Genomic DNA, 26,019 nt, shown 5'->3' with positions numbered 1-26,019 from the left:
CCCCCAGCCACAACCGCAAAGCGGCGGCGGCATAGACGGCATTGCCGCCAAGGGCATTCTCGTTGATCCTGCCGCAGGCCGTCACGACGCTGTCGATCAGGATGCCGCCGCAGGCGATGGCAACGGGGACAACCGGGGCGGTCATGGTGCTGCCGTCAGGTTCGGGGGCGCACCAAGCCCCATCTCGGCCCGGATCACCGCCAGATGATAGGCCAGCAGATGCAGCGGCGCGATGGCGATCAGCGGCTCGAACCCGGCGGGCACCGGCGGCAGATGCAGGCATTGGGCGCGCGTCTCGATCGGGGGGGCGGGCCGGGACAGCAGGACGATGACGGGCGCGGCCGCGTCCCGGGCGACCAGCACCGTGTCCAGCGCGCGTTCGCTTGCGGCAGGATCGGTGGCGATCACGATCACCGGATCGCCGCGCTTGAACGATCGGTAATGGTGCACCTCTTCCAGCGGCAGGGCAAAGGCATGGATGGGCGACAATTCGCGGATCTTGGCCGCCCCGATCCCGGCGGCGGCGAAATTGGGGCCAAGGCCCGTGGTCAGCACAAGATTGGCGGATGCGATGCCACGCGCCAAAGACTGGCAGCGGTCATCCAGACCGGCGATCTGGGCGTCGATCACCCCGGCCAGTTCACCCAACAGGCCCGCGCGGCTGCCCCCCTGTCCGATCCGGGCCGCAATCTCGACCAGCAGCGCCATGGTCGCAGACGTCGCCTGCGTGGGCCAGCCGCGCCGGGTGGCACGGACCATCAGCGACAGATCGCAGGTCTGGGTGATCGGGCTGCCTTCGGTATTGGTCAGGCCCAGTGTCATCGCCCCCTGACGCGCCGCTGCGGCAAGGGCCTGCATCACCGCAGGGGTATTGCCGCCCGAACTGATGCCGATCGCCAGCGTGCCCGGACCCACCGCCAGCGAGGGATAATGTGCATGATCCAGCGCCTGTGCAGCCAGAACCGGCAGGCGGGATGCATCCTCCATCGCGTGGCGCATCGCCATGCCCGCAAACCAGCTGTCGCCGCAGCCAAAGACGGCGATCTGCCGGAACGGGGTGGCGGCGGCCATCCGGGCCAGCCCCTCAAGGCCCGATGCGGCGCTGTCCAAGGTGTCGCGGATCGCGCGGCCTTGACCGCCCATCTCGTCCCGGGTGCGCTGGACCCGGCCAAGCCGGGCCTCGTTTCGGGCGTCATCGCGTGACGGTTCGGCAGTCAGCGCCCGCAGGCGCGCAGAATAATCGGTCATCTCGTCGTCCATGAATGTCATCGCCCGATCCGATCCAGCCCAATGGTGCGGGCAAGAATGACCAGAACGATCAGTGAGAACCCGATCTGCAGCGCAGAGATCGCCGCGATCATCGGGGTGCTTTCGAACTGAACCAGATAATACAGCTCGACCGGCAGGGGCCGTGCCCTGACATCCGAGGTGAACAGTGCCACCGTCACATTGTCGAAGGCCTCGATAAAGGTGAAGGCCGCCGCAGCGATCGCCGAGGGCGCCAGTTGCGGCAGGGTGATGCGAAAGAAGGTCTGCGCCCGGCCCGCGCCCAGATTGGCGCTGGCCTCATCCAGACCGGGGTCCAGGGCTGCCAGCCGCGCCATGACGATGCGCACCACAAAGGGCAGGCAGAACACCGACAGGCTGACGACCAGCATCAGGTCCGACTGACGCCAGGCGAAATAGGCGCCAAAGAACAGCGTGGCGATGCCGATCACCATGCCCGGCATCATCTGGGGCGACAAAAGGAACGCGTTCAGCGCGCTTTTGCCCCCGAACCGCCCCCGGATCGCGGCGAAGGCCGCCGGGATGCCAAGGGCCAGACAGACCAGCATGACCAGCCCCGCCACCCGCAGCGATGTCAGGAACGCGTCCATCAGCTGCCGGTTCTGGAACACCTCGCCATACCAGCGCATCGAGAACCCCGAGGGTGGAAAGGCGATATATCCGCGCGGCTCGAATGAAATCGCGATCACGATCAGGCTGGGTCCGACCAGCAGCAGGATCGACAGGCAGGCCAGCGCAATCAGGACCGCGCGGCCAATGCGATCGACAAGCGATTGGGTCATTTGGAAACCTCGCTCCACCGGGTCAGGCGGGCGCCGACGGCGGTGATCAACAGGATCATCACAAAGCAACTGCCCAGCAGCAGCGTGGCCAAGGCGGCCCCGCGCGACCAGTCCAGCACCACGATGGTCTGTTCATAGACCTGCACCGCAAGCGTGGAATAATTGCCCCCGCCCAGCAGTTGCGGGATGATGAAGTTGGTATAGGACACCGCGAACACCAGTGCGAAACCGGCGACGATGCCCGGCAGGCTCATCGGCACGACCACCTTGAAAAAGGTCGCGACCTGACCTGCGCCAAGGTTCAGCGAGGCCTCTTCATACCGTTTGTCGCGTTCGGCCAGCACGGCCAGCAGCGGCAGGATCATGAACGGCAGGTGGATCTGCGTCATGCCGATCAGCACCGCCATCGAGGTGTTCAGGATCTGCAGCGGCTGGTCGATGATCCCGGTGGACAGCAGCGTCTGGTTCAGCAGACCGCGCCGCCCGCCCAGGATCACAATCCACGCATAGGCCCGCACCAGCGCCGAGGTCAGCAAGGGCGAGATGATCGCCACCAGCAGCAGCGTGCGCCAGATGCCTTGAACATGGCTGAACGCATAGGCCACCGGATAGGCCAGAAACAGCGTCAGGGTCGTGGCCACCGCCGCCACCCAGAAGCTGCGCCATGTCAGCCGCCAGACCAGCGGATCGGTCAGAACGCCGGTCATGTGTTCCAGCGTGACACTGCCATCGGCGACCTGCCCGCGATCCAGCGTGACAAAGCCGAACCCCAGCAGGGTGACGATGGGGGCGACCAGAAACACCGCCAGATAGACCAGCGCGGGCACGGCGGGCCAGAAACCGCCGCCTTCAAGAATGCGTCTGCGCCAGGACATGCGACGGGGTGGCAGGGCTGCCAGCGTTGCATCAGACATGGGCGGCCCCGCCTGCCAGCACGATCGCGCCATCGGTCGAGCGAAGGCGCAGGGTGACATCCGTGCCCTGCGCCAGCGGCCCCGCACCCGGCGCCCGCGCCATGGACACGCGCAGCGCGTCGGGCATGCCGCAATCGACCTCGTATTCGATGGTCGCGCCAAGCGCGGTGGCAAAGCCGATGCGCCCCGGCCAGCCGGTGGCGGTGCCGGGCACCACCTCGAAATTCTCGGGGCGCACGATCATCACGGCGGGGCCGTCGGGGCGGGGCGTCGGCACCGGCTGCGGTGTCTGGGTGTGCCCCGCCCGGACCTGCACCGGCATGATATTGGCCCGACCGATGAAATCGGCCACGAAGGGGGTCGAGGGCTGGTCATAGATGGCCAATGGCGGCGCCAGCTGTTCGATCCGGCCGCCATGCATGACGGCGACCTTGTCGGACAGGATCATCGCCTCGGCCTGATCATGGGTCACGAAGATCGAGGTGATGCCGATCCGGTCGATCAGCTTGCGCAATTCGACCTGCATGGTCAGCCGCAGCTGCGCATCCAGTGCGTTGAACGGCTCGTCCAGCAACAGAACCTGCGGTTCCAGCACCAGCGCCCGGGCGATGGCCACGCGCTGCTGCTGGCCGCCCGACATCTGTTTGGGATAGCGCCCGCCGAAATCGGACAGCGCGACCAGACCCAAGGCCTCGTCGACGCGGCGGGCGATCTCGGCCCGGGGGCGGCGGCGGACGGTCAGGCCGTAAGCCACGTTCTGGGCCACGGTCAGATGCGGGAACAGGGCATAGTTCTGAAACACATACGCCACGTCGCGCCGGTTGGGCGGCAGCATCGAGATGTCGCGCCCGCCCACCATCACGCGGCCCGCATCGGGTTCGACGAACCCCGCGATGCTGCGCAACAGCGTGGTCTTGCCGCAGCCGCTTGGGCCCAGCAGGGTCACCACCGACCCGCCCTCGGCCATCAGGTTGCAGTCGGTCAGCACCTGCAACTTGCCATAGCGCTTGGACAGGCGGTCGATTTCCAGATCGCTCATGGGATCTCCTCCGGAAGGGTTTGGGCGGGCACGCTCAGGCCAAGGCCAGAGGGCCCCATCCCCGAGACAGCCATCGCACCGATGGCCATGGCCGCGTGTGCGGCGGCAAAGGGGGTCAGGCCCCGGGCAAGGCCTGCGCCGATGGCGCCCGTGACGGCGTCTCCGGCGCCGGTCGGGTCCACGGCCTGTGCGGGATGGGCGGGCAGGCGGTGCAGGTCGGCGCCCTGCACGACCACCAGCCCCTGCGCGCCGCGTTTCTGGATGATGCAGGGACCGATGGCGGCCAGTGCCAGCGCCGACTGATCGTCGTCAAGGCCGGGACAGAGCAGGCGCGTTTCCTCGCAGCTGGGGGCAAAGACGCTCAGTCGGCCCAGCAGCGCCAGCAGACGGGCGGTCTGGTTGGCGGCCACCCATTCGGACGTGTCCGCAACCACGGGCCGGTCGCCGGCGGCATCAAGGATGCCTGCCAGCGCGCTGACCGGCATCGGCGTCGCCACCAGCACCCGGCCATCGGCGCCCGCAGCGTGCGGCTGATGCGCCAGCGTCGCGGCCAGCCAGTCCGCACTGCCATAGTGAGGCGATTGACGCAGCCCCAGCCCGTGCCGGATCTGGGTCCGGCGCGTCGGATCGGCTCGGGGCGTCAATCCATGCGTCGCGATCCCGCATTCCGACAGGGCGTGGGTCCAGCCTTTAGGCCAGTCCGGTCCGGTGCTGGCCACGATTGCCGTCATGGCACCGGCACGATGCGCGCCAAGCGCGCCATACAGCGCCGCGCCGCCCGGTTGCCGCACCGCGTCGCCCGCCTCATGCGACAGGCTGTCGATCGACAGATAGCCAAGGACGGTGACGTCGGTCATGTCCCCTGGCCCAGCAGCGATCTGCGGGTCAGCAGGCGGCTGGTGCGGAACCGCGCCTGATCCGCCTTCAGATGCAGGCGGCGGTTCGGGTCCAGACCGTCGGCGGTGCCCAAGGCATAGGCCAGGTGCTGCAGCCCCGGCAGATGGCACAGCCCGGCAGGCCCGGCCTGCGGGACCGTCAGGCGCATCGTCGCACGCGGCACCGGGGCCGCGTCGCAATCCAGCGCCAGCGTCCGCGTGCCCATCTGCGCCAGCGCATCGGCCGAGGCATCGGCATAAGCGGCCTCGGTCGGCGATGCGGCGATCAGCACGACCAGATCGCGCGGCGACATGGTCCAGAACTGGCTGTGAGCGAATTCCTCCAGCTCGGCACTCCAGACGGGGCGCGCGGCGACTTCGACGCATTTCGCGGCGCCATAGCGGGCCAGACCAAACATGCCGCCCGAGGCCAGATACCGCAACCCGGTGAAATCGCTCAGATCGATGCCGTGCATCATCCGATCGGCGGCCCGGTCGGCATCCGCGAGGGCGCGGGCGTCCAGATCGACGGGGGGCTGCCCTGACAGACCGGCGATGACGGTCAGCAGCGCCGCAAGGGTCGCGGCGAAACTGGACGTGCCGCACAGGAACGGCGCCAGATCAGGCAGATCCATGGACCAGCGGTCGGGCACCAGCGCGCCCAAGCGGCCACCATCGCCGTTGACGATGGCCAGCAGGCGCAGCCCCCGGTCGCGCATCAGCCCTGTGGCCTCGACGGTGCGGTCGACATTGCCGGACATCGACATCAGCACGGCGACATCGCCGGGATGAACGCGATTTGGTTCCACCAGCAGGTCCATCGGACCGACGGCCTGCCAGTCCAGCCCCGCCTGCCGGGCGTCGCGTCCCACCGCCTCGGCGGCGAACAGGCCGTCGCCGCAGCCGATGACCCAGACACGGCCCACCGGACCGCGCAAGGCGACGGCGGCTGCGCGGTCGCGCAGAACCGCCAGCCCCGGGGAAAGGTCGCGCAGGACATCGGGCTGTCGCCCGATATCGCGTTTCATGAACAGATCCGCAGCCTGCATCAGGAATAGGTCCGATCAAAGCGGTCCACGATCTCGCCTCGCTGCGGGGCGATCACCGACCAGTCCACGGTCTGCAGGCTGGCCAGCGCCTCGGGCGTGGTCGGCGTGTATTCGGCAGCCGAGGCCGGAACCTCGACCCCCGCCACGGTCGGTCCGAAGAAATACGGCGCATCCGCCGCGCGCGCCTGATATTCCGGCGACAGCAGGCGGTTCATCCAGTCATGCACCAGATCGGGATGCTGCGTGCCGTCGATCTGCGAGGTGATCGACAGCACCACGATCGGCCCGGGATCGGGCATCACGAAGCGGATCGGCAGCCCCTTGCCCGCCGCCCCCGCCGCATCGTTGTTCCAGATCGGCGCCATCGCGATCTCTTCGCGTTCCAGCATCTGGATCAGCTGCGAGGGCGAGCGTCCGATCACCGGCTGCAATTCCTCCAACGCGGCCCAGCCCGGTTCAAGATCGGATTCCGACCCGCCGCGCAGACGCGCCAGCGCCACAAGCGCACCCAGCCCAAGGTTGGACGAGGCGCGAGGAAAGCCGACCATCCCCCGCAGTTCAGGCGCGAACATATCCTCCCACGAGGTCGGCGGCGTCTGAACCAGCGCCTCGTTATAGGCGATGCCGATCAGCGAATAGCTGGTGGGCACGCCGAACCCGTTGGCCAGCGCCATAAAGGTCGGTTCGATATTGGCGGCATTGGGGACGGCTGCGGCGTCCAGCGGCACGATATACCCTTCGGTCTGCGCGATCAGGTGCGGCGGCTCGCCATTGGGCATGACGTCATAGGGCGAAAAGCCCTGCGCGGCCTTGATCTGGGCGACGATGTCCTGGCTTTCGCTGGGGACCAGGCGCACGGTCAGGCCGGGGATTTCGGCCTCCATCTGGTCGGCAAGCCAGCGATGCGGCTCCTGCAGCTGACCGGCAAAACTGACGACGATCAGCTCGCGCGCGGATTGGGCACGGACAAGGCCGGGCATGGCAAAGGTGGCGGCGCCAAGCGCGGCACCGGTGCCCAGAAAGTGACGACGGGACAGGGTCATGGGGTTCATCCTTGTGATATCGGGATCAGATCGAGAATTCACGGTCGAAGCGGTCGACCAGTTCGGATCGCTGCGGCACGATCTTGGACCAGTCGATGGTTTGCAGCGCGGCGATTTCCTCGGCCGAACTGGGGGTGAAGGCGGCCGCTTCGGGCGGGACCGTCACGCCGGTCACCGTCGGGCCAAAGTAATAGGGCGCGGCTGCCGCATGGGCCTGATAGTCCTGCGACAGGATCCCGTTCAGCCATTCGGCGACCAGATCGGGTTGGGCCGAATTGGCAAAGCCCGAAAAGAACGACAGGATCGCCACGGGCCCGTCGACGGGTTTCACAAAGCGGATGGGCAGGCCCATCTGCGACAGACCGGCGGTGTTGTTGTTCCACAAGGGTGCGATGGCGATTTCCTCGCGCTCCAGCATCTGGGTCAGGGCGGCGGGCGATCGGGCGGCACGCGGGGCCAGTTCCTTCAGCTTTTGCCAGCCGATCTCCAGATCGTCCTCGGATCCGCCAAAGGTCTTGGCCGCCTGCACCAGCGTCGCCAGCCCCAGATTGGACGAGGTGCGGGCAATGCCGACCTGACCTGCAAAGCGCGGCGCCCACAGATCGGCCCAGCTTTGCGGCAGGTCGGGCACCACATCGGTATTCGCGGCCAGCCCCACCAGCGAATAGGTGGCGGGCACCCCGGAACCCTGACTTTTGGCGACGAATTCGGGCAGCGCATTGGCCAGATTGGGGATTTGCGCGTCGTCGCGCGCGGCCAGATACCCTTCGGACAGGCCGATCAGATGCGGCGGTTCGTCATTGGGTCCGGCGTCATAGGGAACATAGCCCTGCGCGGCCTTGATCTGGGCCACGATATCCTGACTGTCGGATGGCACCAGCCGGATGCGCAGGCCGGGATGGCGGGCCTCCATCTGATCGGCCAGCCAGCGGTGGGGGCCGGACAAGGCCCCGGGATAGGTAACGATCACAAGCTCTCGGCTGTCCTGCGCCAGCACCGGTAACCCCGATGCGGCCATGACGACGCCCGAGCCGACCATGCCAAGCATGGTTCGACGGTTCAGGTCCATGCCTGAAACTCCCTGTTGAGGATGATGAAGGGTTCGTTGCGGACATCCCGGACCGCATCGCGGCGCGTCCATTCAGGATCTGTCAGTGATGGGAAATCCGCAGGTCGGGAAGGCCCCGGTCAGGGCCTGTCGTTGCCGATGGTGTGCAGCAACGTGACATAGAGGCGGCAGGAACGCGACTTCCAGCTGGGAAGGCGGCGCCGAGATTTGCACGCGGTGACCGGGCTGCAGCAGCAGCCACCCAGACCAGCGATTCTCATGGCGACGGAATGTTCCATGAGAGAAGTGAAACAAAGAAAGCCCCGTCAGGCAAGCATTGATCCGGGGCTGCGCGCATATTCACCGACTGCGGCGGGTGCATTGCCGTAAAGACCGGCATCTTTCAGGCCGCCCGCCTTTGCGGCAATGGACCGGGCATGCCGTGCTGGTCGCGATCGCCGCCTGTGCGGCAGGCTAATGCAGAAGACCCCGACGCCCGCCGTCAGCCTGCCGCGAAGCGATAGCCGACCCCGGCCTCGGTAAAGATATAATGCGGGTTTCCGGCATCATCGCCGATCTTGGCCCGCAGTTGGCGGATGAAGACGCGCAGATACTGGCTGTCTTCCAGATGGGCCGGGCCCCATACCTGTTCCAGCGCCATGCCTTGGGTGACCAGCCGCCCGGCATTCGAGGCCAGCAGCCAGAGCAGATCGAATTCCTTGCGGGTCAGATGAACGGCCCTGCCGGCCTTCAGCACGCTGCGGGTGGCCGCGTCGATGGTCAGATCGGCGACATGCAGCGCGGCGCCCTGCGGCATGGCGGCGGTGCGGTCGCGCAGAAGGCCGCGCAGGCGGGCCAGCAATTCGCCGATGCCAAAGGGTTTGGTAACGTAATCCTGCGCCCCCGCATCCAGCAGGGCGACCTTGTCGCCTTCGGATGCGCGCACCGACAGGACCAGAACCGGCACCTGCGTCCAGTCACGCAGCCGGGCCAGCACGTCCCGCCCGTCCATGTCGGGCAGGCCCAGATCCAGAATCACCGCCTCGGGGGTGGTCAGGGCGCAGGCCTCGATGCCCGCCCGGCCCGAGGCGGCCTCGGTCACATGATGGCCCTGGGCCTCCAGCGCGACGCGCAGGAAACGGCGGATCGGGGCTTCGTCGTCGATGATCAGGATGCGGGCGGGGATGGGGGCGGTCATGCAAGGCGATCCGGTTCGGCCAAGGGCAGGGTCAGTGCGATGCGGGTGCCGGGGCCCCCATCCTTGGCAGGCAGCGCCGCGATCCGGCCAGCATGCGCCTCGACGATGCCGCGTGCAATGGCAAGACCAAGGCCGGTGCCCGCGCGCTGGCCGTCGCCCTCGGCCACGCGATAGAACATGTCAAAGACGCGGTCGCGTGCCTCTGCGGGAATGCCCGGCCCCTCGTCGCCGACCGACAGTTCGGCCACCTGCCCCTGCGCATCCTGTCGCAGGCTGGCGGTGACCCGGATGCGGCTGCCCTCGGGCGCATATTTGGCGGCATTGTCCAGAAGGTTCATGACCACCTGTTCGATCAGCAGCGGATCGACCAGCACGGCGGGCAGATCGGCGGGGACCAACACCTCGACCCGGTGATCGCGCAGCGCGCCGCGCAGGCGGTGGCGGGCGCTGCCCGCGATGTCGCGCAGATCGGCGGGCACGCGCTTGGGCACCAGCGCGCCATGGCCAAGCCTGGTCATGTCCAGCAGGTTCTGGATATAGCGGTCCAGCCGTTCGCCCTCGTCGCGGATCGTCTCGGCCATGGTGGCGCGGGCGGGGGCCGACAGCGCCAGCGACGGATCGGCCAGCGAGGACGCGGCCCCGATGATCGAGACCAGCGGCGTGCGCAGATCGTGACTGACCGAGGACAGCAGCGCGGCGCGCAGGCGTTCGGCCTCGGACGTGACCAGCGCCTGTTCCAGATCGCCCTGCAGCGCGATGCGTTCCAGCGCCACGCCGATCTGATCGGTCATCGCGTCCAGCAGCCGCCGGTCCATGGGCGCCAGACTGCGCCCGTCGGCAAAGGCGATGCCCAGCACCGCCAGCCGCCGGTCGCCGCTGCCCACCGGCAGGAACAGCCAGCGGCTGGCGGGCAGCGTGCCCGAGCCGCGCCCGGCCTCTTCGCCCCGGGTCCAGGCGTAGTCGGCGGCCGAGGCATCGCGCAGGTCCAGGGCGTCGCGCGGGGGCTGGGCGGCCTCGATCACCGGGCGGCCCATCGGGCCGGGGCGCATCAGCACCGCTTCGCCCCCCAAGGCGGCGGCGACATGGGTGGCGGCGGCATGCAGCACCGCGACCGAGGATCCGGCGCCCGCGACCTGCCGGGCGAAATCGTAAAGCAGGTTCGTGCGCATCGCGATGTCGCGCTGCGCCAGCGCCTTGTCACGCAGCCGTGCCGCCAGATTGCCGGTCAGGGTGGACGCGATCAGGAACAGCACCAGCGTCATGATCTGATCCTGCCGGATCACAAAGAACGTGTTGCGCGGATCGGTGAAGAAGAAGTTATAGGTCAAAAAACTAAGCAGGGATGCGTAAAGCGATGGCCACAGCCCCTGCCGGACCGCGACCACGATCACCCCGGTCATGAAGATCAGCGACAGCGAGGTCACCGGAAAGACCCGGTCTGCGGACAGGGCCAGCAGGCTGGCCGCGATCACGGCCAACGTGGCCTTGCCATAGGCGCGCGGGTCGCGATCCACCGACCAGTGCCGGACCGGCGCGGGCGTCAGCCCCTTTTGCGGGTCGGACACCACCGTCACCGCGAAATCGCGGCCCTGTTCGATGACCGCGCGGGCCACATCCTCGCGCGCCATTCGGCGCCACCACGGGCGCGGTCGGGCGCGGCCCAACAGGATGCGGCTGACATTGCGGCGGCGCGCATAATCCAGCAGCTCGTCGCCGATGGGGCCTGCGGCATGCAGGGTGGCGATCTCGGCGCCCAAGCGTTCGGCCAGCCGCAGGGCCTGCGCCAGCGCATCCCTGTCGGCTTCGGGCAAGGCGCCCGCCCCGGCCGAGGTGACGGTGACCGCCACCCAATCCACCCGCGCGCGGTCGGCCATCCGCTTGGCCGTCCTGACCAGCGTGCGCGACACCGGGCTTTCGGTCAGCGCGACCAGGATGCGTTCCTGTGCGGGCCAGGGTCCGCCAATGGCATGGGCACGCATATGTTCGCGCAATTGTGCATCGACCCTGTCGGCGGCGGCCCGCATGGCCAGTTCGCGCAGCGCAGTCAGATTGCCCTTGGAGAAAAAGTTCTGCACCGCCCGCGCGATCTGATCCTGCACATAGACCTTGCCCGCGCGCAGCCGTTCGATCAGCTCTTCGGGGGGCAAGTCGACCAGTTCGATCTCGTCGGCGCCGTCCAGCATGGCATCGGGCACCGTCTCGCGCACCCGCACCCCCGAGATGCGGGTCACCAGATCGTTCAGCGTTTCCAGATGCTGCACGTTCAGCGTGGTCAGCACGTCGATGCCCGCCGCCAGAACCTCCTCGACATCCTGCCAGCGTTTCTCGTGGCGGCTGCCCGGAATGTTGCTGTGGGCCAGCTCGTCGATCAGGGCCAGTTGCGGACGCCGGGCCAGCAGCGCGTCCAGATCCATCTCGTGCAGGATGCGGTCGCGATAGAACTGCGCCCGCTTGGGCAGCAGATCAAGGCCCTGAAACAGCGCCTCGGTTTCGGCCCGGCCATGGGTTTCCACGACGGCGGCGACGACATCCACGCCCTCGGCCCTGCGTCGGCGGGCGGCCTCCAGCATGGCATAGGTCTTGCCGACGCCGGGGGCCGCACCCAGAAAGATCTTCAGCCGCCCGCGCCCCTCGCGGGCGGCCTGCGCCAGCAGGGCGTCGGGTTCGGGGCGCAGGTCGGTCACGCTCATGGATCAGCCTTCGGTTGCCGGATCAGTGGGGGTTTGCGGCCATGCCGCGTCAAGGGCCAGATTGACCAGCAGCACATTGACGCGCGGTTCCCCGAACAGGCCCAGCCAGCGCGGCTCGGTCTGCGCGGCGATCAGCGCCCGCACCTGTTCCACCGGCACGCCCCGCGCTGCCGCGATCCGTCCTGCCTGCGCAGCGGCATTCTCGGGCGAGACATGCGGGTCCAGCCCGCTGGCCGAGGTGGTGACGGCATCGACAGGCACCCGGTCGGTGCCGTTTTCCGCCGCATAGGCGGTGGCGCGCGCGGTCTGATCGGCCAGCATCGGCGCGCTGGTCGGCCCCAGATTGGACGCCCCTGCCGCCGCCGCGTCGTATTCGACGGCCGAGGGGCGCGGATGCAGATAGTCGGGCGCGGCAAAGGCCTGACCGACCAGCGCCGATCCGATGATCCGGCCATCGCGGGTGATCAGGCTGGCATTGGCCTCGACCGGCATCAGGGCCTGCCCCAGCCCGGTGATCGCCAGCGGATAGGCCAGCCCGGTAAGCCCGATCATCAGGCCAAGGGTGACAAGGGCAGGGCGGATATGGTCGTTCATGGGATTCCTCTTACACCAGACCCAGGGCGTTCACGGCCATGTCGATGGCCTTGATGCCCAGAAAGGGGACGATCAGGCCGCCAAGGCCATAGAGCGTCAGATTGCGCCGCAGCAGCGCCGCTGCACTGGAGGGCGCATACCTGACCCCCCGCAGCGCCAGCGGGATCAGCGCCAGAATGACCAGCGCGTTGAAGATCACCGCCGACAGGATCGCGCTGGAGGCGCTTTGCAGCCCCATCACGTTCAGCACCGCCAGCCCCGGATAGGCCGCGATGAACAGCGCGGGCAGGATCGCGAAATACTTGGCCACGTCATTGGCGATGCTGAAGGTGGTCAGCGCACCCCGGCTGATCAGCAATTGCTTGCCCACCAGCACAACCTCGATCAGTTTGGTGGGGTCGCTGTCCAGATCGATCAGGTTCGCGGCCTCCTTGGCTGCCGAGGTGCCCGAGTTCATCGCAACCCCCACATCGGCCTGCGCCAGCGCGGGCGCGTCATTGCTGCCATCGCCACACATGGCGACCAGCTGGCCCTTGGCCTGTTCGGCGCGGATCAGGTCCAGCTTGCTCTCGGGCGTGGCTTCGGCCAGGAAATCGTCGACGCCGGCCTCGGCGGCGATGGCGGCGGCGGTCAGGGGGTTGTCGCCGGTGATCATCACCGTGCGGATGCCCATCGCGCGCAGTTCCGCGAACCGTTCGCGCACGCCCGGCTTGATGATGTCCTTCAGATGCACCGCGCCCATGATCCGCGCGTCTTGCGACACCAGCAGCGGCGTGCCGCCCGACCGTGCGATCTGATCGACGGAGGCTGCCAGACTTGGGTCCATCGTGCCGCCGGTCTGTCGCAGGATCGCATCGACCGATCCCTTGCGCAGCTGGGTGCCATCGGTCAGATCCGCGCCCGACAGCCGGGTCTGGGCCGAGAACGCGATGGCCTGCGCCACATCGGCCATGGGCACCTCTGCGCCCGGCTGCTTGCGGGCCAGTTCGACGATGGATTTGCCCTCGGGCGTGTCGTCGGCGCGGCTGGCGGCCAGCGACGCGCGGGCCAGATCGGCATCGGTGACCCCTTGGGCCGCGATCAGCGCGTCGGCCATGCGGTTTCCAAAGGTGATTGTGCCGGTCTTGTCCAGCAACAGCACGTCCACATCACCCGCAGCCTCGACCGCGCGGCCCGATTTCGCGACCACATTGGCGCGCGCCAGACGGTCCATGCCGGCGATGCCGATGGCCGATAGCAGCCCGCCGATGGTGATGGGGATCAGCGTCACGAACAAAGCCGCCAGAAAGACCACCGAGATCGAGGTGCCGGAGAAGCGCGCAAAGGGCTCCAGCGTGACCACCACCAGCAGAAAGATCAGCGTCAGCCCGGCCAGCAGGATGTTCAGCGCGATCTCGTTCGGGGTCTTGGCGCGCTCGGCCCCTTCGACCAGCGCAATCATCCGGTCGAGGAAACTGCGGCCCGGCTCGGCGGTGACGCGCAGCACCAGCCAGTCGGACACGATCCGCGTGCCGCCGGTGACCGAGCTGAAATCGCCGCCGGATTCGCGGATGACGGGTGCGCTTTCCCCGGTGATGGCGCTTTCATCGACGGATGCGACGCCCTGAACCACATCCGCATCCGCCGGGATGATGTCGCCGGCAACCACCAGCAGGATCTGGCCCTGCTTCAACATGGCCGACGACACCATCGCGGCACTGTCATGCGCACTGTCGGGGGCGGCCAGGACGCGGACCATGGTGTCGGATTTGGTGGCGCGCAGGCTGTCGGCGCGGGCACGGCCCCGCCCCTCGGCCAGCGCCTCGGCGAAGTTCGAGATCACGACCGCCGCCCACAGCCAGACGGCGATCTGGACGGCGGCCCCGGCATCCGGCACGTCGGTCGCCAGATCGCGCAGGCCAAGGACGGTGACCATCCCCGCCACCACGGCGGTGGCAAAGATGACCGGATTGCGCAGCAGCGCCCGGGGCGCCAGCTTGGTCAGCGCCTGCCGCGCCGCCGCCGGGGCCAGCGCCGTCATCGACGGCACGGGAAGGGATTGCTTGGACATGGGATTTCCTCAGAAACTTTGCCCGCCCAGCATCGACACATGCTCGGCGATGGGGCCCAGAACCAGGGCGGGAAAGAAGGTCAGCGCGCCAAGGATCAGCACGCTGAGGGTCAACAGCACCACGAACAGAGGGCCATGCGTGGGGAACGTGCCTGCCGTGGCAGGCGCCGGGGTCTTGACTGACAGCGAACCGGCGACGGCCAGCATCGGGATGATGATCGCATAGCGGCCCAGAAGCATGGCGATGCCCTGCAAGGTGGTATGGAACGGCGCCGCCGCCCCGTAACCGCCAAAGGCCGAGCCGTTGTTGCCGGTGGCCGAACTGTAGGCATAGAGGATCTCGGACAGGCCATGCGGCCCGGCGTCCTGCACCGCGCTCAGCGCCGAAGGGACGGTGGCTGCCAGTGCGCCAAAGACCAGAATGCCCAACGGCATCGACAGAAAGGCCAGCACGGCCAGTGCGACCTCGCGCCCCTCGATCTTCTTGCCCAGATATTCGGGTGTGCGTCCGACCATCAGCCCGGCCAGAAACACTGCCAGCACCACATACAGAAGCATGCCATAGAACCCGGCACCGACGCCGCCAAAGATGACCTCGCCCACCTGCATGTTCAGCAGCATGACCAGCCCCGAAACCGGCATGAAGCTGTCATGCATCGCATTGACCGACCCGTTCGAGGCTGCCGTGGTCGCCTGTGCCCACAGCGCCGACAGGGTGGCGCCAAAGCGGACCTCCTTGCCCTCCATATTGGGGCCGGTGATGCCGGTCGCCTGAGTCAGCAGCGGATTGCCCGCCTGTTCGGGGGCGTTGATCAGCAGAAGGCCCGCGACGAACAGCACGCCCATCGCGGCAAAGATCGCCCAACCCTGACGGCGGTCGTTCACCATGCGGCCAAACAGGAAACAGAATGCCACCGGGATCAGCAGGATGGAGACCGACTGGATCATGTTCGACAGGATCGTCGGGTTTTCCAGCGGATGGGCCGAGTTGACGCCGAAGAATCCACCGCCATTGGTGCCCAGTTGCTTGATGGCGATCTGGCTGGCGGCGGGGCCTTGGGCGATGATCTGTTGTGCGCCCTCCAGCGTGGTGGCGCGGACAGAGGCGCCAAGCGATTGCGGCACGCCCTGCCAGATCAGCACCAGTGCCGCGATGATCGACAGGGGCAGCAAGACGTAAAGAACTGCCCGGACCAGATCGACCCAGAAATTGCCCAGCTTGCCGGTGCCGGTCGCGACAAAGCCGCGGATCACGGCCACAGCCACGGCCATGCCGGTTGCGGCAGACACGAAGTTCTGCACGGTCAGCCCGACCATCTGCGAGAGATAGCTCAGCTGTACCTCGCCGGAATAGGCCTGCCAGTTGGTGTTGGTGACAAAGCTGATCGCGGTGTTGAAGGCCAGATCCGCCGACATCGGGCCGATGCCCTGCGGGTTTCCGGGCAGCATCCCCTGCAGCCGCAGCACGGCGTAAAGGAAAACGAACCCCGCCAGATTGAAGGCCAGAACGGCCATGGCATAGCCGGCCCAGCCCTGAACCCGATCGGGGCCCGTACCTGCGGCGGCCAGAAAGGCACGCTCGAGCGGCGCGATGGCGGGGCTGGACCAGACGCGCTGGCCGGTAAAGACGCGGTGCATATAGACTGCCAGCAGCCAGGCCAGACCCACCGTCACCACAGCATAAAGGGTGAAAACCAGATGATCGGATGACATCGGTGCCCCCGTCAGAACCGGTCGGGGCGCATCAGCGCCGTGACCAGATAGCCGAACAGCCCCACTGCGACGGCAAGGCCAAGGATAAGATCGAACATCGCGGCCCCCGTCACATGCGGGCCAGCGCGCGGATCCCGGCCATCAGCGCCAGAAAGCCGCCTGCGCCAAGCGTCAGGTAGAGAATGTCGGACATGGGAAACCCCGTGGTGATTGTCGTTGCCCGACAGTCGTCCACAGGCGCGTCAGGATGCTATGCCGCATCCGCGCCGCGTGCGTAAAAGACGCGTAAGGATCGGTGCCTGAATGACCTGTTGCGCCCCTCATGCCCGGCCAGTGCCCAGGGTCTTTTGCCGTCCGGAAGATGACCCATGTCGGCGGGCCCGTTCACGGGATGTAAAGATTCCTCGTCTAGCACAGAGACCGGACCATGCGGGGGGCGGTGTCCCGGCACGGTGCACAATCATGGGGGAGCGACAGCCATGTCCATCGAACGTCAGCTGATCAAGGCCCGGTCGTTTGCGCGGTCGGGTGACACAGGTGCGGCACGCAAGGCGCTGGGGGCGATCCTGAACGACCATCCCGCCAACCGGCGCGCGCAACAGGCGCTGGCGCAGCTGACTGCCGGGACGGCGCCCGGGGCCGCTGCGGCAGGTCTGGCCCGCATCGCGTCCCTCTCGGCCGAGGGAAACCCGGCGGCAGCCTTTGCAATGGCCCGCGATCTGGCAAAGCGCTTTCCGAAATCTGCACCGCTCTGGACCGTGATGGGCTATCTGGCGCTGAAACTGTCTGATGCGGACACCGCGCATTCCTGCTTCATGACGGCGCTGTCGCTGGACCCGCAGGCCGCCGATCCGCTGATCGGGCTGGCCAAGGTGCATGAGGATCGCGACCAGATCCGGCACGCCATCGCCTGCTTGGAACTGGCGGTGGACAAAGATCCCGCCCATGCGCAGGCGCAGTGGCGGCTGGCGACCCTTTATGCCCGGATCGAATGCCCTGACGTCGCGCTGGTGCATTACCGGCACGCCATCGCATTGCTGCCCGACCAGCCGCAGCCTTCTGAAAGCTGCGCGATGATGTTGAAAAAGCTGGGCCGCTTTGACGAATCGATGGCCATGCTGACGGCCGCGATGGACCGCTGGCCCGACCGGTTCCAGCCGCCGTTTCTGGCCGGGATCGTGTCCGAGGCGGCGAGGAACATACCCGCGGCGCTGTCATGGTTCGAACGCGCCGACCGGATCAGGCCCAATGACAGGGCCGTTCTGGGGATGATCAAGAACCGGGCACAGATCGCCGACTGGCGCGAATGGCCGCGTCAGGCCGATCTTGTCGCCCGCCTCGGTCAGCGCGACCCCGATCTGAACCCGGGGCCGATCATCAGCCTGACCGACGATCCCATGGTGCAGCGGGCGCATGCCGAACGCGCATCAGGCACGCTGATGCCGCCGACAGCCCGCGCTTTGGCGGCACGGCCCGTTGCAGCGGACGGGCGTCTGCGGATCGGCTATTTCTCGTCCGACTTCGAAAAGCACGCCACGATGGTGCTGATGGCCGGCCTGTTCGAACATCACGACCGGTCCAGGTTCGAAATTTTCGCCTATTCCTATGGAAAAGAGGATGACAGCCCGTCGCGCCGCAGGTTGGTCGCCGCGGTCGAGCATTTCTGCGATATCCGCAAGATGACCGATGCCGATATCGCCGCCAGAGCGCGCAGGGACGGTATCGATATCGCCATCGATCTGAAGGGGTACACCGCCGACAACCGCATGGCGATCTTCGCGGACCGGGCGGCACCGGTTCAGATGTCATGGCTGGGCTGGCCCGGCACGCTGGGCAGCGACGCCTTTGACTATGCGATCGTCGACGGGGTCACGGTTCCGGACCGGTTCCGGGCGGGTTTCAGCGAAAGCGTGATCCGGATGCCCGACAGCTATCAGATCAACGACGATGCACGACCGCTGCCCGGCCCGGCCCTGCCGCGCGCGGAATACGGCCTGCCGCCGAACGGCTTTGTGTTCTGTTGCTTCAACGCGATCTACAAGATCTCTCCCCGTGAATTCGACATCTGGATGCGGCTCTTGGACAAGGTCGAAGGCAGCGTGCTGTGGCTGCTGAAAGACAATCCCTGGGCCGAAACCCACCTGCGCGCCGAGGCCGGGCGCAGGGGAGTAGACGCGGACCGGCTGGTCTTTGCCGCCAAGGCCCCCTTGCACGATCATCTGAGGCGACACGCCGCCGCCGATCTGTTTCTGGACACCTTCATCTACAATGCGCACACGACCTGCAGTGATGCGTTGTGGGCGGGGTTGCCCGTGCTGACCATGCCGGGACGCCATTTCGCCTCACGGGTGGCGGCCAGCCTGCTTTGCGCGGCGGGTCAGCCCGGACTGATCGCCGCGGAGGAGGCCGCCTATGAGCGCATGGCCCTGACATTGGCGCGCTCGCTGGATCGCCTGGCCGCCATCAGACGGCAACTGATCGCAGACCGTCCGGTTTCGGCCCTGTTCGACACGCGGCGCTTTGTCCGCCATCTTGAGACGGCGTTCGAGATCACCGCCGAACGCAGCCGCGCGGGACTGGCTCCGGTCGATCTTGATGTTCCGGCTGCGGCCCGGTCGGCTGATCGCGCGGTCTGATCCATCGCGAAGGTGGTTTTGGGCCAGCCGCTGCTGGCTTTGTGTCAGGGATAGCGGGCCAGAAGATCCGCCTCGGTGATCGCAAAGGCTGCGGCCCCGATATCCAGATCGGGTGACAGGCCGGCCCCGTTGCCCGCAATCAGGACGATATCGTTGCCATCCACGCGACCGGGGCTGTGCAAGGCAACGGGCAGGCCGCAGCGGCTGGTGGCAAAGGCGACCGCCTCGGGGGGGAAGGCGCCCGCCAGAACCCGCCGTCTGCCCTGAACCACCGGTGCGATCTGATGTCCCAATGCATGGATCGCCGCCGCACTGCGGATCTGGTCCAGTGGCTGTGGCAGGTCGGCCTCGCAGCCAAGGCCGCGCAGGCGCGTGGCCAGATCCAGCGATTCCAATGGATCGCCGCCGTGTGTCAGCCGCAGCCGCAGCGCGACCAGCATCCGATCCCGGACGATGACGTCGGCGCTGGCGATCAGGCCCGCGATGTCGTGCGCGTTGGCTTGTGGCCGGGCCAGACCGATCAGATGCTCCAGCCCGCCGCGATAACGGTCCCAGCCCATCTGCACCTCGGTCATGCCCAGCTGGGTCCGGTCGTCGCCGTCGAAATGCCGGGTGACCGAGCCATAGAACGGTGTCGGCGCATAGATCAGCCTGCCGAAGGCCAGCAGCATGCAGGGCGCCGTAAAGGCCCAGAACGCGATATCGGTGTGGCCCGGGATGATGCGGCGATAGATGTCGGTGCGGCAGATGAAAATCTCGGAGAAGATCCGGTTGTCCAGTATGTGGCGCGCCAGATGCAGATAATCGCATCGTGCGATCGTCGCGATGCCGGTCTGATGATAGAATTGCCGTCCCGTCCGGTTGCGCACCAGATCGACATGCGTCCAGGGCGCGTAAAGGGCTGTGGCATCGGGGTCCGCATCCAGCAGGGCCAACGCTTCGGCGATGCCGGGCCATAGCAGAATGTCGTCATCGGCCAGATAGACGGCATAGGTGCCGCGCGCCTGCCGGATCACGCTTTGGATATTCGCTTCTGCGCCGATATTGCGGGACTGGCGGACATAGCGCAGGACCGTGCCCAGGGGGCTGGACGCGCAGATCCGCGCCGTGTCGTCGGTCGAGGCGTTGTCCGACACCACGACCTCGATCTGTCCGTCCGTTCCCGCCAGCTCTTGCGCAAGGCAGGCCAGAAGCCGCTGCAGATAGGACGCGCGGTTAAAGGTCGGGATGCAGATGCTGAGAATGGTCATGATCGTTCCCTTCAGCCCGATATCCGGCGCAGAAATCCGCCCGGTACGACCGAGACCAGCAGTTTGGCGTCAACCGAGCCGTCGATCTGAAAGTCGGAATTGTCCGGAAGCCACGCCCGCACGGCGGTCGCGGGGCTGTTGCCGGGCCCCCAGGGACGGTCGAAGGCCAGATCCTGCGGAAGGGCTTCGACGATGGTGTCAAACACGATGCAATAGCTGTCGCGGCTGACCATCGGGGCATAGGCACGCAGTTCCGCCAGAACGTGGTCGTGGGTGTGATTGCTGTCCAGACAGACCAGCACACGGCGGTCGGGCGTGATCTGGTCGCGGACCTGGTCCACCACCTGCGGATCGATGGACGATCCTTCGATCATGGTGATCCGATGGCGCAGGGGATGCGCCTCGATCTGCGCGCGGTTGTCTGGCCGGATGTCGATGTCGATGCCGATCACACGCCGGTCGGGGCGGGCCGGGTCCAAGCTGCACCCCGCATTGGCCGCGTCGCACAGATCGAGCATCGCCAGCAGCGAGGCCGACAGCATCAGCGACCCGCCATGCGCGATCCCGGTCTCGACGATGATGTCGGGTCGCACCTGCCAGACTAGCTCCTGCAGGGCCATCACGTCCTGCGGATATTGGATGATCGGGCGCCCCATCCAGCAATAATTATAGGAATAACGCGCCGAGACCGACTGTTGCATGAAGGCGCGGGCGGAGGCGGTCAACGGTCCGTTCCCGGGCGCAGCGCGCAGGCGATCCGCCATCTCGGCCTGAAAATCAGCCATGTTTCATTACCTTGTACTGGAACCGCGGCCCGGCGATCGCGCGGATCTCTTGTTCGTAATTCGGGTTCATGATGTGGATGGTCGCGCGGTCCGGCAGGTCCGACAGACCGTCGGACGGAGACAGAACGCGGTGGCCGGCGCAGGGAAGATAGCCGCCCTGCTTGGCCGGGTTGATGTCGATGACCCGGTCCACGCGTCTGCCCGCCCGCTCTTGCAGCAGGGCATAGACGACGCCCTTTGACGATCCGCCCCAGACCACGACGGGGCCCTTGTCGGCACCGGCATCGGCCAGACCCTGCATGAAGTCGGCGGGCAGTGTCACGCGGTCATCGGGATCGCATCGCGGGCGGCGCAGCGTCGCCAGATCCGCGATCACCGTCAGATATTGTCCGCCAAAGCCCCGTCCGGCATGCAGGATGCACCCGAACATGCGCGAAAAATCGGCAAGCCTGAAGTAATTGGCATGTTCATAGAAAATGTCGAACCAGGTCCGGTGCGCGATGATCCAGTCAAAGCACGGAACTTCGATATAGATCAGACCGCCGCCGCCATTCGCCGCCGCCAGATCGGCCAGAAAGGCGACCGGGTCCGGAACATGTTCCAGCACATGGCGCAGAATGATCCCCTGGGCCGACAGGCCGGTTTCGGGCGTGAAATACGCCTTTCGGATGCGGGGATCATTCCCTTCATAGGCGGGGTCAAAGCCCTGCGCCTCGATCCGGCGGGCGGCCATCAGGTCCATGAACATCCCCTTGCCACAGCCGATCTCGACCAGCCCGGTCCGGCCCATATGCCGTTCCAGAAGGTCCAGAACGCTGTCCATATGGCGGCGGAATGTCGGGCTGAGGCCCTGTTCATTCTGATATTGCGCGTCATAGGTCATTCGTTCGGGCTGAAACCGGGCATTGCGGATCAGCCCCGTCACGGGATCCTGGATCAGCCGGATGTCGCCGGTGGGACAGGCACGCGCCGCCACGGGACTGTCATAGAGGCGGTTCTGAAACACCGGCATCGCCGACTGGACATATAAGGGGGCGTCGGTCATGCGAGCTCCTTCAGGGGGGTGGGCCGGCCCACCACAAAAGCGGGGTCATCGGGACGGGTAGGGCGGGCACCAAGGCGCAGCAGGTCGGGCCGTCCGTATTGCGCCGCGATCTGACGGGCCAGATCGGCAATCGTCACCGGCTGGCCGGAGCAGATGTTCACGGCCCCCGAACAGGTTCCGGTGGTGACCGCCGCCACGGCATCGCCGGCCCGGGCGACATCCATGAAATCGCGGACCTGTTGCCCGTGCGACAGGTCGGCCGGCAGACCCGCTGAAAGACGCGCCCGCAAATAGGGAACCAGACGGCGGGGATCCTCGCCCTCTCCGTACAGATAGAACAAGCGGCACCATGCCAGCGACACACCCATCTGCGGCAGGCTCTCCGCCAGCGCCTTCCATGTCGCCGCTTTGGTCGCAGCATAGATCGAGCGTGGGGCCAGAGCCGCGTCGGTGCCAAGCGGCGCGGAGGTCGCAAGGTCGTATTCGAAACATGTCCCGATTCCCACGAACCGGGTGACGCCTGCGGCAGCCGCGCCTCGGGCCAAAGCCAACGTGCCGCCCATGCAGGCAAAGTTCAGGGTCGATTGCAGGTAATTGTCCGGATCGACGAACCACGCGACGTGGCAGACCGTGTCATGCCCTGCGGCATGTGCCGACCAGCGATCGGCATCCGTCGCGAACGCATCGACCAGTTCCAGCCGGGTCGTGCCCGGCGGATGGGGCTGGTCGGGGCGAACGACCGCCGTGACAGTCGCCTTGCGGGCCAGAAGCCCTTTCAGAACCTGCCGGCCCACGAAACCCGTCGCACCTGTCATCAGGACGCGCATCACGACCCGGCCCCGGACCCGGCCCCGGATGCGGCCAGCGCGGGCAGGGCCTGATCCCGATCCGAGACCCCCGTGACAGGAAGCGGCCAGCCGATGCCGATCGCGGGGTCTGCATGATGGATGCCGCCCTCGTGCAGCGGGCTGTAGGGGGCCGAGACAAGGTACATGACCTCGCAATCCGGCTCCAGCGTCTGGAACCCATGCGCAAAACCCTGCGGCACATAGATCGCGGTCCGGTTCTGCGCCGACAGTGTCAGCCCCGTCCAGTTGCCGAAGCTGGCCGATCCCGGTCGCATGTCCACAATCGCATCGAAGATCGCGCCGCGCACGCATCTGACCATCTTGACCTCGGCCCGGGGCGCGCTTTGGAAATGCAGACCCCGCACCGTGCCCTGTCGTTCGGTGACCGAGGTGTTGCCCTGCACCCAATGATCGTTCAGCCCAACCGATGCCAGCGTCGCCGCGCAGAACTGCCGCGCGAAAAATCCGCGTGCGTCGTGATGGGGATCCAGATCGATCCGGAAGGCGCCGTTCAGCGTCAGGGGGGTCAGGATCATGCCGCACCTGCACCCGCATGCCGGGCGATCTGGGCCCGGGTCAGCGTGGCCGCGCATGCCCCGCCCGCGACGTCGCGATACCATGAGACGGTTTCCGCCACGGCCCGCGCAAAGGGCCATTGCGGCTGCCAGCCAAGCAGGCTGCGCGCCTTGTCGATGCAAAGTGACAGCCGGGCGGCCTCGTGCGGGGCGTCGGTTGGCGGGCTTTCGATGATGGTGCCGGGCCAATGGCGCTGTGCCTCTGTCGCAAGATCGCGCACGGCCCTGATGCCGGACGGGTCGGGACCGAAATTCCACGCCTGTTGCCAGCAAGGATCGTCCGACACCGACAAGCGTTCGGAAAGCGCCAGGTAGCCTGCCAGCGGGTCCAGAACATGCTGCCAGGGGCGCGTTGCACCGGGGTTGCGCAGTCTCAGGGCCCGGTCGCCGGAAAAAGCCGCTGCCAGATCGGCGAGGATTCTGTCCCGTGCCCGGTCGCCGCCCCCGATGACATTCCCGGCCCGCGCAGTCGCGATGCGAAGGCCGGACCCGGCAAAGGACAGCCGCCAGCTGTCGACCAGCAGCTCGACCGCCGCCTTGGACGCGGCATAGGGATCATGCCCGCCAAGACGGTCGGTTTCTCGGTAGCCATGCGGACAGTCCCGTTCGGCATAGACCTTGTCCGTGGTGACCACCACGACCGCCACGGGCGTGTCCAGTCCGGTCAGCGCCTCCAGCAGGCAGGCGGTGCCCATGACATTCGTGGCCCATGTGGCGACCGGCTGGCGATAGGATTGCCGAACCAGAGGTTGCGCCGCCAGATGAAACACGATGTCGGGACGGATTGCGCGCACCCGCCGTGTCACGGCAGCCCCGTCACGGATGTCGAGGACGGCGTGATCCATGCGACTTGCCAGTTGCAGGCCGTCGAACAGGGCGGGCTGCCCGTCCGGGGCCAGCGCCAGACCGGCGGGCACGACACCCCGTGCCAGCAGCATCTCGCTGAGCCATGCGCCTTTGAAGCCGGTATGCCCCGTCACCAGAACCCGCTTTTGCGACCAGTCGATCATGGCGTCAGGCCGCCCAGACCTGCCAGGGCGCGCGCCCGGCCTGCCACATCGCCTCCAGCTGGGTCTTGTCGCGCAGCGTGTCCATCGCACCCCAGAACCCGCCGTGGCGATAGACCGACAGCTGCCCCTGACGGGCCAGGCTTTCCATCGGATCGGATTCCCATGCGGTATCGTCGCCCTCGACATGGTCCAGAACGGATGGTTCGCACACGAAGAAACCGGCATTGATCCAGCGACCGTCGCCCGATGGTTTTTCCTCGAACCGGGTCACCCGCTCGCCCTCGATTTCCAGCGCGCCATAACGGCCTGCGGGCTGCACCGCGGTCACGGTGGCAGCGCGGCCCGACAGGCGGTGAAAGGCGATCAGATCAGAGATGTCGACATCGGCCAGCCCATCGCCATAGGTCAGGCAGAAGGTGCCGTCGATATGGCCCGCCACCCGCCTCAGGCGCCCCCCGGTCATCGTGTTCTGACCCGTATCGACCAGTGTGACGCGCCAGGGTTCGGCGCGGCGCTGATGAACCTCGATCCGGTTCTCGTCCAGATGGAAGGTCACATCCGAAAGATGAAGCAGATAGTTGGCGAAATATTCTTTGATGACATAACCCTTGTAGCCGCAGCAGATGACGAAATCATTGATCCCATGCGCGCTATAGGTCTTCATGATGTGCCACAGGATCGGGCGGCCACCAATCTCGATCATGGGTTTGGGGCGCAGATGCGATTCCTCGCTGATGCGGGTTCCGTAGCCTCCGGCAAGTATGACGGCCTTCATGGCGGGATCCCCATCTGTCACAACCAGTTCCTGGGACCGTTCTAATCCGAAGGCGTTGAGATTCGATTAAGGCTGCAAGGCCGGATGCATTGGCCGACCATGGGATTCGACAGGCCAAGCGGTTTTCAGAGGATCAAGGAATGGTGCCGTTCAGACCCAGGACCTTTTGATTTCATGCCACACCTCGTCGATCAGCTCGGCGGGGCTTCTCTATTGGGGGGAGGTTCGTCAAGTCGCGCTCGACGCCTTCGCGCTCAGCCGACGGCGTCGACGGCCGTAGTTTTCGTGACGGCATCCCATGCCGGATCGAGGAGAGCCAAGATGACACCAAGGCACCATCCGGACAGTTACAAGCTGGATGACTGGGGCCTTTACGGGCCGACAAATCCAGAGATCTGCCGGCACGTCGATCGCTTCGCGCTGGATGACGGACTGCGGGTCCGCCAGATCGAGGATCTGATCCTGCAGGCGCTGAAGGACCGGCTTGCCTTGGAGGAGGCACGCCCGACATCGTGACGCCATACTCTTTACAGAAAGTGCCTTTCGTAAAGAGTCGGCACGGACCTAATGCACCAGCCTGCATGTTTTCTTGGTCTTCATGGAGATGCAAAGTCATCTCGACACGGCGAAATGTCAAAAGTGATGCGGAACTGGCCGCCGACGCGGATGAGCGCGGACGAGATTATCTAGGTGTCACATCCCATGTGATTATACGGCCTCTTCCTGAACAGGTCCGGCCTTTGTTTTTGCCAGTCCTTGAGCGCATCAATGGGCGTTCGGCCCTTCAGCACTGATTGCGGGAGCTGACCGTTG

Annotated in this window: 24 protein-coding genes; 2 read left to right on the top strand and 22 right to left on the bottom strand. The window is 66.6% G+C overall.

What is annotated here, in order from left to right:
• Positions 1–141: 141 nt before the first annotated feature.
• The 15 genes from EG885_RS17375 to EG885_RS23465 form a co-directional block, all read right to left on the bottom strand.
• Positions 142–1,248, bottom strand: a complete 1,107-nt coding sequence (locus tag EG885_RS17375; protein WP_207392317.1) for an SIS domain-containing protein — start codon at positions 1,246–1,248, stop codon at positions 142–144.
• Positions 1,249–1,265: 17 nt separating this feature from the next.
• A complete protein-coding gene (locus EG885_RS17370) occupies positions 1,266–2,069 on the bottom strand; it encodes an ABC transporter permease (protein WP_131577029.1) in 804 nt (267 codons plus the stop codon).
• Positions 2,066–2,983, bottom strand: coding sequence for an ABC transporter permease (locus tag EG885_RS17365; protein WP_165571189.1), 918 nt, complete (start codon positions 2,981–2,983; stop codon positions 2,066–2,068). Before EG885_RS17365 ends, EG885_RS17370 begins: the two co-directional genes overlap by 4 nt.
• Positions 2,976–4,022: an ABC transporter ATP-binding protein gene (locus tag EG885_RS17360; protein ID WP_131577022.1), complete on the bottom strand. Its 1,047-nt coding sequence runs from the start codon at positions 4,020–4,022 to the stop codon at positions 2,976–2,978. Before EG885_RS17360 ends, EG885_RS17365 begins: the two co-directional genes overlap by 8 nt.
• Positions 4,019–4,879 carry a carbohydrate kinase family protein gene (locus EG885_RS17355; protein ID WP_165571188.1) on the bottom strand — a complete coding sequence of 287 codons (861 nt, stop codon included), beginning with the start codon at positions 4,877–4,879 and terminating at the stop codon, positions 4,019–4,021. The genes EG885_RS17360 and EG885_RS17355 overlap by 4 nt, the downstream gene beginning before the upstream one ends.
• The gene (locus EG885_RS22805) at positions 4,876–5,925 is read right to left on the bottom strand and encodes an SIS domain-containing protein (RefSeq protein WP_165571187.1); all 1,050 of its coding nucleotides are present in this window, start codon (positions 5,923–5,925) and stop codon (positions 4,876–4,878) included. Before EG885_RS22805 ends, EG885_RS17355 begins: the two co-directional genes overlap by 4 nt.
• A gap of 20 nt (positions 5,926–5,945) precedes the next feature.
• Complete coding sequence (locus EG885_RS17350; RefSeq protein ID WP_165571186.1) at positions 5,946–6,989, bottom strand: ABC transporter substrate-binding protein; 1,044 nt, start codon at positions 6,987–6,989, stop codon at positions 5,946–5,948.
• Between the two features lie 25 nt (positions 6,990–7,014).
• Complete coding sequence (locus EG885_RS17345) at positions 7,015–8,058, bottom strand: ABC transporter substrate-binding protein (RefSeq protein ID WP_165571185.1); 1,044 nt, start codon at positions 8,056–8,058, stop codon at positions 7,015–7,017.
• A 481-nt stretch (positions 8,059–8,539) separates the two neighbouring features.
• Positions 8,540–9,235: a response regulator gene (locus tag EG885_RS17340; RefSeq protein ID WP_131577009.1), complete on the bottom strand. Its 696-nt coding sequence runs from the start codon at positions 9,233–9,235 to the stop codon at positions 8,540–8,542.
• Positions 9,232–11,925, bottom strand: a complete 2,694-nt coding sequence (locus EG885_RS17335) for a sensor histidine kinase (protein WP_131577005.1) — start codon at positions 11,923–11,925, stop codon at positions 9,232–9,234. The genes EG885_RS17340 and EG885_RS17335 overlap by 4 nt, the downstream gene beginning before the upstream one ends.
• A 3-nt stretch (positions 11,926–11,928) precedes the next feature.
• Positions 11,929–12,519, bottom strand: coding sequence for a potassium-transporting ATPase subunit KdpC (gene kdpC, locus EG885_RS17330; protein WP_131577003.1), 591 nt, complete (start codon positions 12,517–12,519; stop codon positions 11,929–11,931).
• Positions 12,520–12,529: 10 nt separating this feature from the next.
• Positions 12,530–14,569 carry a potassium-transporting ATPase subunit KdpB gene (gene kdpB / locus EG885_RS17325; protein ID WP_131577001.1) on the bottom strand — a complete coding sequence of 680 codons (2,040 nt, stop codon included), beginning with the start codon at positions 14,567–14,569 and terminating at the stop codon, positions 12,530–12,532.
• Between the two features lie 9 nt (positions 14,570–14,578).
• Positions 14,579–16,282 carry a potassium-transporting ATPase subunit KdpA gene (kdpA, locus tag EG885_RS17320; RefSeq protein WP_131576999.1) on the bottom strand — a complete coding sequence of 568 codons (1,704 nt, stop codon included), beginning with the start codon at positions 16,280–16,282 and terminating at the stop codon, positions 14,579–14,581.
• Between the two features lie 11 nt (positions 16,283–16,293).
• A complete protein-coding gene (gene kdpF, locus EG885_RS17315) occupies positions 16,294–16,395 on the bottom strand; it encodes a K(+)-transporting ATPase subunit F (protein ID WP_207392316.1) in 102 nt (33 codons plus the stop codon).
• A complete protein-coding gene (locus EG885_RS23465) occupies positions 16,392–16,517 on the bottom strand; it encodes a hypothetical protein (protein ID WP_278248491.1) in 126 nt (41 codons plus the stop codon). Before EG885_RS23465 ends, kdpF begins: the two co-directional genes overlap by 4 nt.
• Positions 16,518–16,761: 244 nt before the next feature.
• Here EG885_RS23465 and EG885_RS17310 point away from each other — a divergent pair, with 244 nt between their 5' ends.
• On the top strand, positions 16,762–18,918 hold the full coding sequence (locus tag EG885_RS17310; protein WP_165571184.1) for an O-linked N-acetylglucosamine transferase, SPINDLY family protein: 2,157 nt from the start codon (positions 16,762–16,764) through the stop codon (positions 18,916–18,918).
• 44 nt (positions 18,919–18,962) lie between these two features.
• On the opposite strand, the gene EG885_RS17305 is transcribed toward EG885_RS17310, so the two are convergent.
• From EG885_RS17305 to rfbF, 7 genes are read right to left on the bottom strand one after another with little or no spacing between them, the layout of a single operon-like run.
• A complete protein-coding gene (locus tag EG885_RS17305; RefSeq protein ID WP_131576995.1) occupies positions 18,963–20,168 on the bottom strand; it encodes a glycosyltransferase family 2 protein in 1,206 nt (401 codons plus the stop codon).
• 11 nt (positions 20,169–20,179) lie between these two features.
• A complete protein-coding gene (locus EG885_RS17300) occupies positions 20,180–20,953 on the bottom strand; it encodes a cephalosporin hydroxylase family protein (protein WP_131576993.1) in 774 nt (257 codons plus the stop codon).
• A complete protein-coding gene (locus tag EG885_RS17295; protein ID WP_131576991.1) occupies positions 20,946–21,998 on the bottom strand; it encodes a class I SAM-dependent methyltransferase in 1,053 nt (350 codons plus the stop codon). The genes EG885_RS17300 and EG885_RS17295 overlap by 8 nt, the downstream gene beginning before the upstream one ends.
• Complete coding sequence (locus tag EG885_RS17290) at positions 21,995–22,813, bottom strand: NAD-dependent epimerase/dehydratase family protein (RefSeq protein WP_242679722.1); 819 nt, start codon at positions 22,811–22,813, stop codon at positions 21,995–21,997. Before EG885_RS17290 ends, EG885_RS17295 begins: the two co-directional genes overlap by 4 nt.
• Positions 22,814–22,824: 11 nt before the next feature.
• Positions 22,825–23,382, bottom strand: a complete 558-nt coding sequence (gene rfbC, locus EG885_RS17285) for a dTDP-4-dehydrorhamnose 3,5-epimerase (RefSeq protein WP_131576988.1) — start codon at positions 23,380–23,382, stop codon at positions 22,825–22,827.
• Positions 23,379–24,431: a CDP-glucose 4,6-dehydratase gene (rfbG, locus tag EG885_RS17280; protein ID WP_131576986.1), complete on the bottom strand. Its 1,053-nt coding sequence runs from the start codon at positions 24,429–24,431 to the stop codon at positions 23,379–23,381. The genes rfbC and rfbG overlap by 4 nt, the downstream gene beginning before the upstream one ends.
• A 4-nt stretch (positions 24,432–24,435) precedes the next feature.
• A complete protein-coding gene (gene rfbF / locus EG885_RS17275) occupies positions 24,436–25,206 on the bottom strand; it encodes a glucose-1-phosphate cytidylyltransferase (RefSeq protein ID WP_131576984.1) in 771 nt (256 codons plus the stop codon).
• 321 nt (positions 25,207–25,527) lie between these two features.
• Between rfbF and EG885_RS17270 the strand changes: the two genes are divergently transcribed.
• Positions 25,528–25,722: a hypothetical protein gene (locus tag EG885_RS17270; protein ID WP_131576982.1), complete on the top strand. Its 195-nt coding sequence runs from the start codon at positions 25,528–25,530 to the stop codon at positions 25,720–25,722.
• Positions 25,723–26,019: the final 297 nt, after the last annotated feature.

Source organism: Paracoccus nototheniae (assembly GCF_004335005.1).
Lineage (GTDB): Bacteria > Pseudomonadota > Alphaproteobacteria > Rhodobacterales > Rhodobacteraceae > Paracoccus > Paracoccus nototheniae.
This window is presented reverse-complemented; position numbering and strand designations above follow the sequence as displayed.

Excerpts from the sequence above, each read along its gene's own strand:
- EG885_RS17365 (WP_165571189.1), bottom strand. The coding sequence starts at position 2,983 with ATGTCTGATGCAACGCTGGCAGCCCTGCCACCCCGTCGCATGTCCTGG.
- EG885_RS17345 (WP_165571185.1), bottom strand. The coding sequence starts at position 8,058 with ATGGACCTGAACCGTCGAACCATGCTTGGCATGGTCGGCTCGGGCGTC.
- EG885_RS17305 (WP_131576995.1), bottom strand. The coding sequence starts at position 20,168 with ATGACCATTCTCAGCATCTGCATCCCGACCTTTAACCGCGCGTCCTAT.
- EG885_RS17290 (WP_242679722.1), bottom strand. The coding sequence starts at position 22,813 with ATGACAGGTGCGACGGGTTTCGTGGGCCGGCAGGTTCTGAAAGGGCTT.
- EG885_RS17370 (WP_131577029.1), bottom strand. The coding sequence starts at position 2,069 with ATGACCCAATCGCTTGTCGATCGCATTGGCCGCGCGGTCCTGATTGCG.
- kdpA (WP_131576999.1), bottom strand. The coding sequence starts at position 16,282 with ATGTCATCCGATCATCTGGTTTTCACCCTTTATGCTGTGGTGACGGTG.
- rfbG (WP_131576986.1), bottom strand. The coding sequence starts at position 24,431 with ATGATCGACTGGTCGCAAAAGCGGGTTCTGGTGACGGGGCATACCGGC.
- EG885_RS17310 (WP_165571184.1), top strand. The coding sequence starts at position 16,762 with ATGTCCATCGAACGTCAGCTGATCAAGGCCCGGTCGTTTGCGCGGTCG.
- EG885_RS17295 (WP_131576991.1), bottom strand. The coding sequence starts at position 21,998 with ATGACCGACGCCCCCTTATATGTCCAGTCGGCGATGCCGGTGTTTCAG.
- EG885_RS17335 (WP_131577005.1), bottom strand. The coding sequence starts at position 11,925 with ATGAGCGTGACCGACCTGCGCCCCGAACCCGACGCCCTGCTGGCGCAG.
- kdpB (WP_131577001.1), bottom strand. The coding sequence starts at position 14,569 with ATGTCCAAGCAATCCCTTCCCGTGCCGTCGATGACGGCGCTGGCCCCG.
- EG885_RS17270 (WP_131576982.1), top strand. The coding sequence starts at position 25,528 with ATGACACCAAGGCACCATCCGGACAGTTACAAGCTGGATGACTGGGGC.
- rfbC (WP_131576988.1), bottom strand. The coding sequence starts at position 23,382 with ATGATCCTGACCCCCCTGACGCTGAACGGCGCCTTCCGGATCGATCTG.
- EG885_RS17350 (WP_165571186.1), bottom strand. The coding sequence starts at position 6,989 with ATGACCCTGTCCCGTCGTCACTTTCTGGGCACCGGTGCCGCGCTTGGC.
- EG885_RS22805 (WP_165571187.1), bottom strand. The coding sequence starts at position 5,925 with ATGAAACGCGATATCGGGCGACAGCCCGATGTCCTGCGCGACCTTTCC.
- kdpC (WP_131577003.1), bottom strand. The coding sequence starts at position 12,519 with ATGAACGACCATATCCGCCCTGCCCTTGTCACCCTTGGCCTGATGATC.
- EG885_RS17340 (WP_131577009.1), bottom strand. The coding sequence starts at position 9,235 with ATGACCGCCCCCATCCCCGCCCGCATCCTGATCATCGACGACGAAGCC.
- EG885_RS17355 (WP_165571188.1), bottom strand. The coding sequence starts at position 4,879 with ATGACCGACGTCACCGTCCTTGGCTATCTGTCGATCGACAGCCTGTCG.
- rfbF (WP_131576984.1), bottom strand. The coding sequence starts at position 25,206 with ATGAAGGCCGTCATACTTGCCGGAGGCTACGGAACCCGCATCAGCGAG.
- EG885_RS17300 (WP_131576993.1), bottom strand. The coding sequence starts at position 20,953 with ATGGCTGATTTTCAGGCCGAGATGGCGGATCGCCTGCGCGCTGCGCCC.
- EG885_RS17360 (WP_131577022.1), bottom strand. The coding sequence starts at position 4,022 with ATGAGCGATCTGGAAATCGACCGCCTGTCCAAGCGCTATGGCAAGTTG.
- EG885_RS17375 (WP_207392317.1), bottom strand. The coding sequence starts at position 1,248 with ATGACCGATTATTCTGCGCGCCTGCGGGCGCTGACTGCCGAACCGTCA.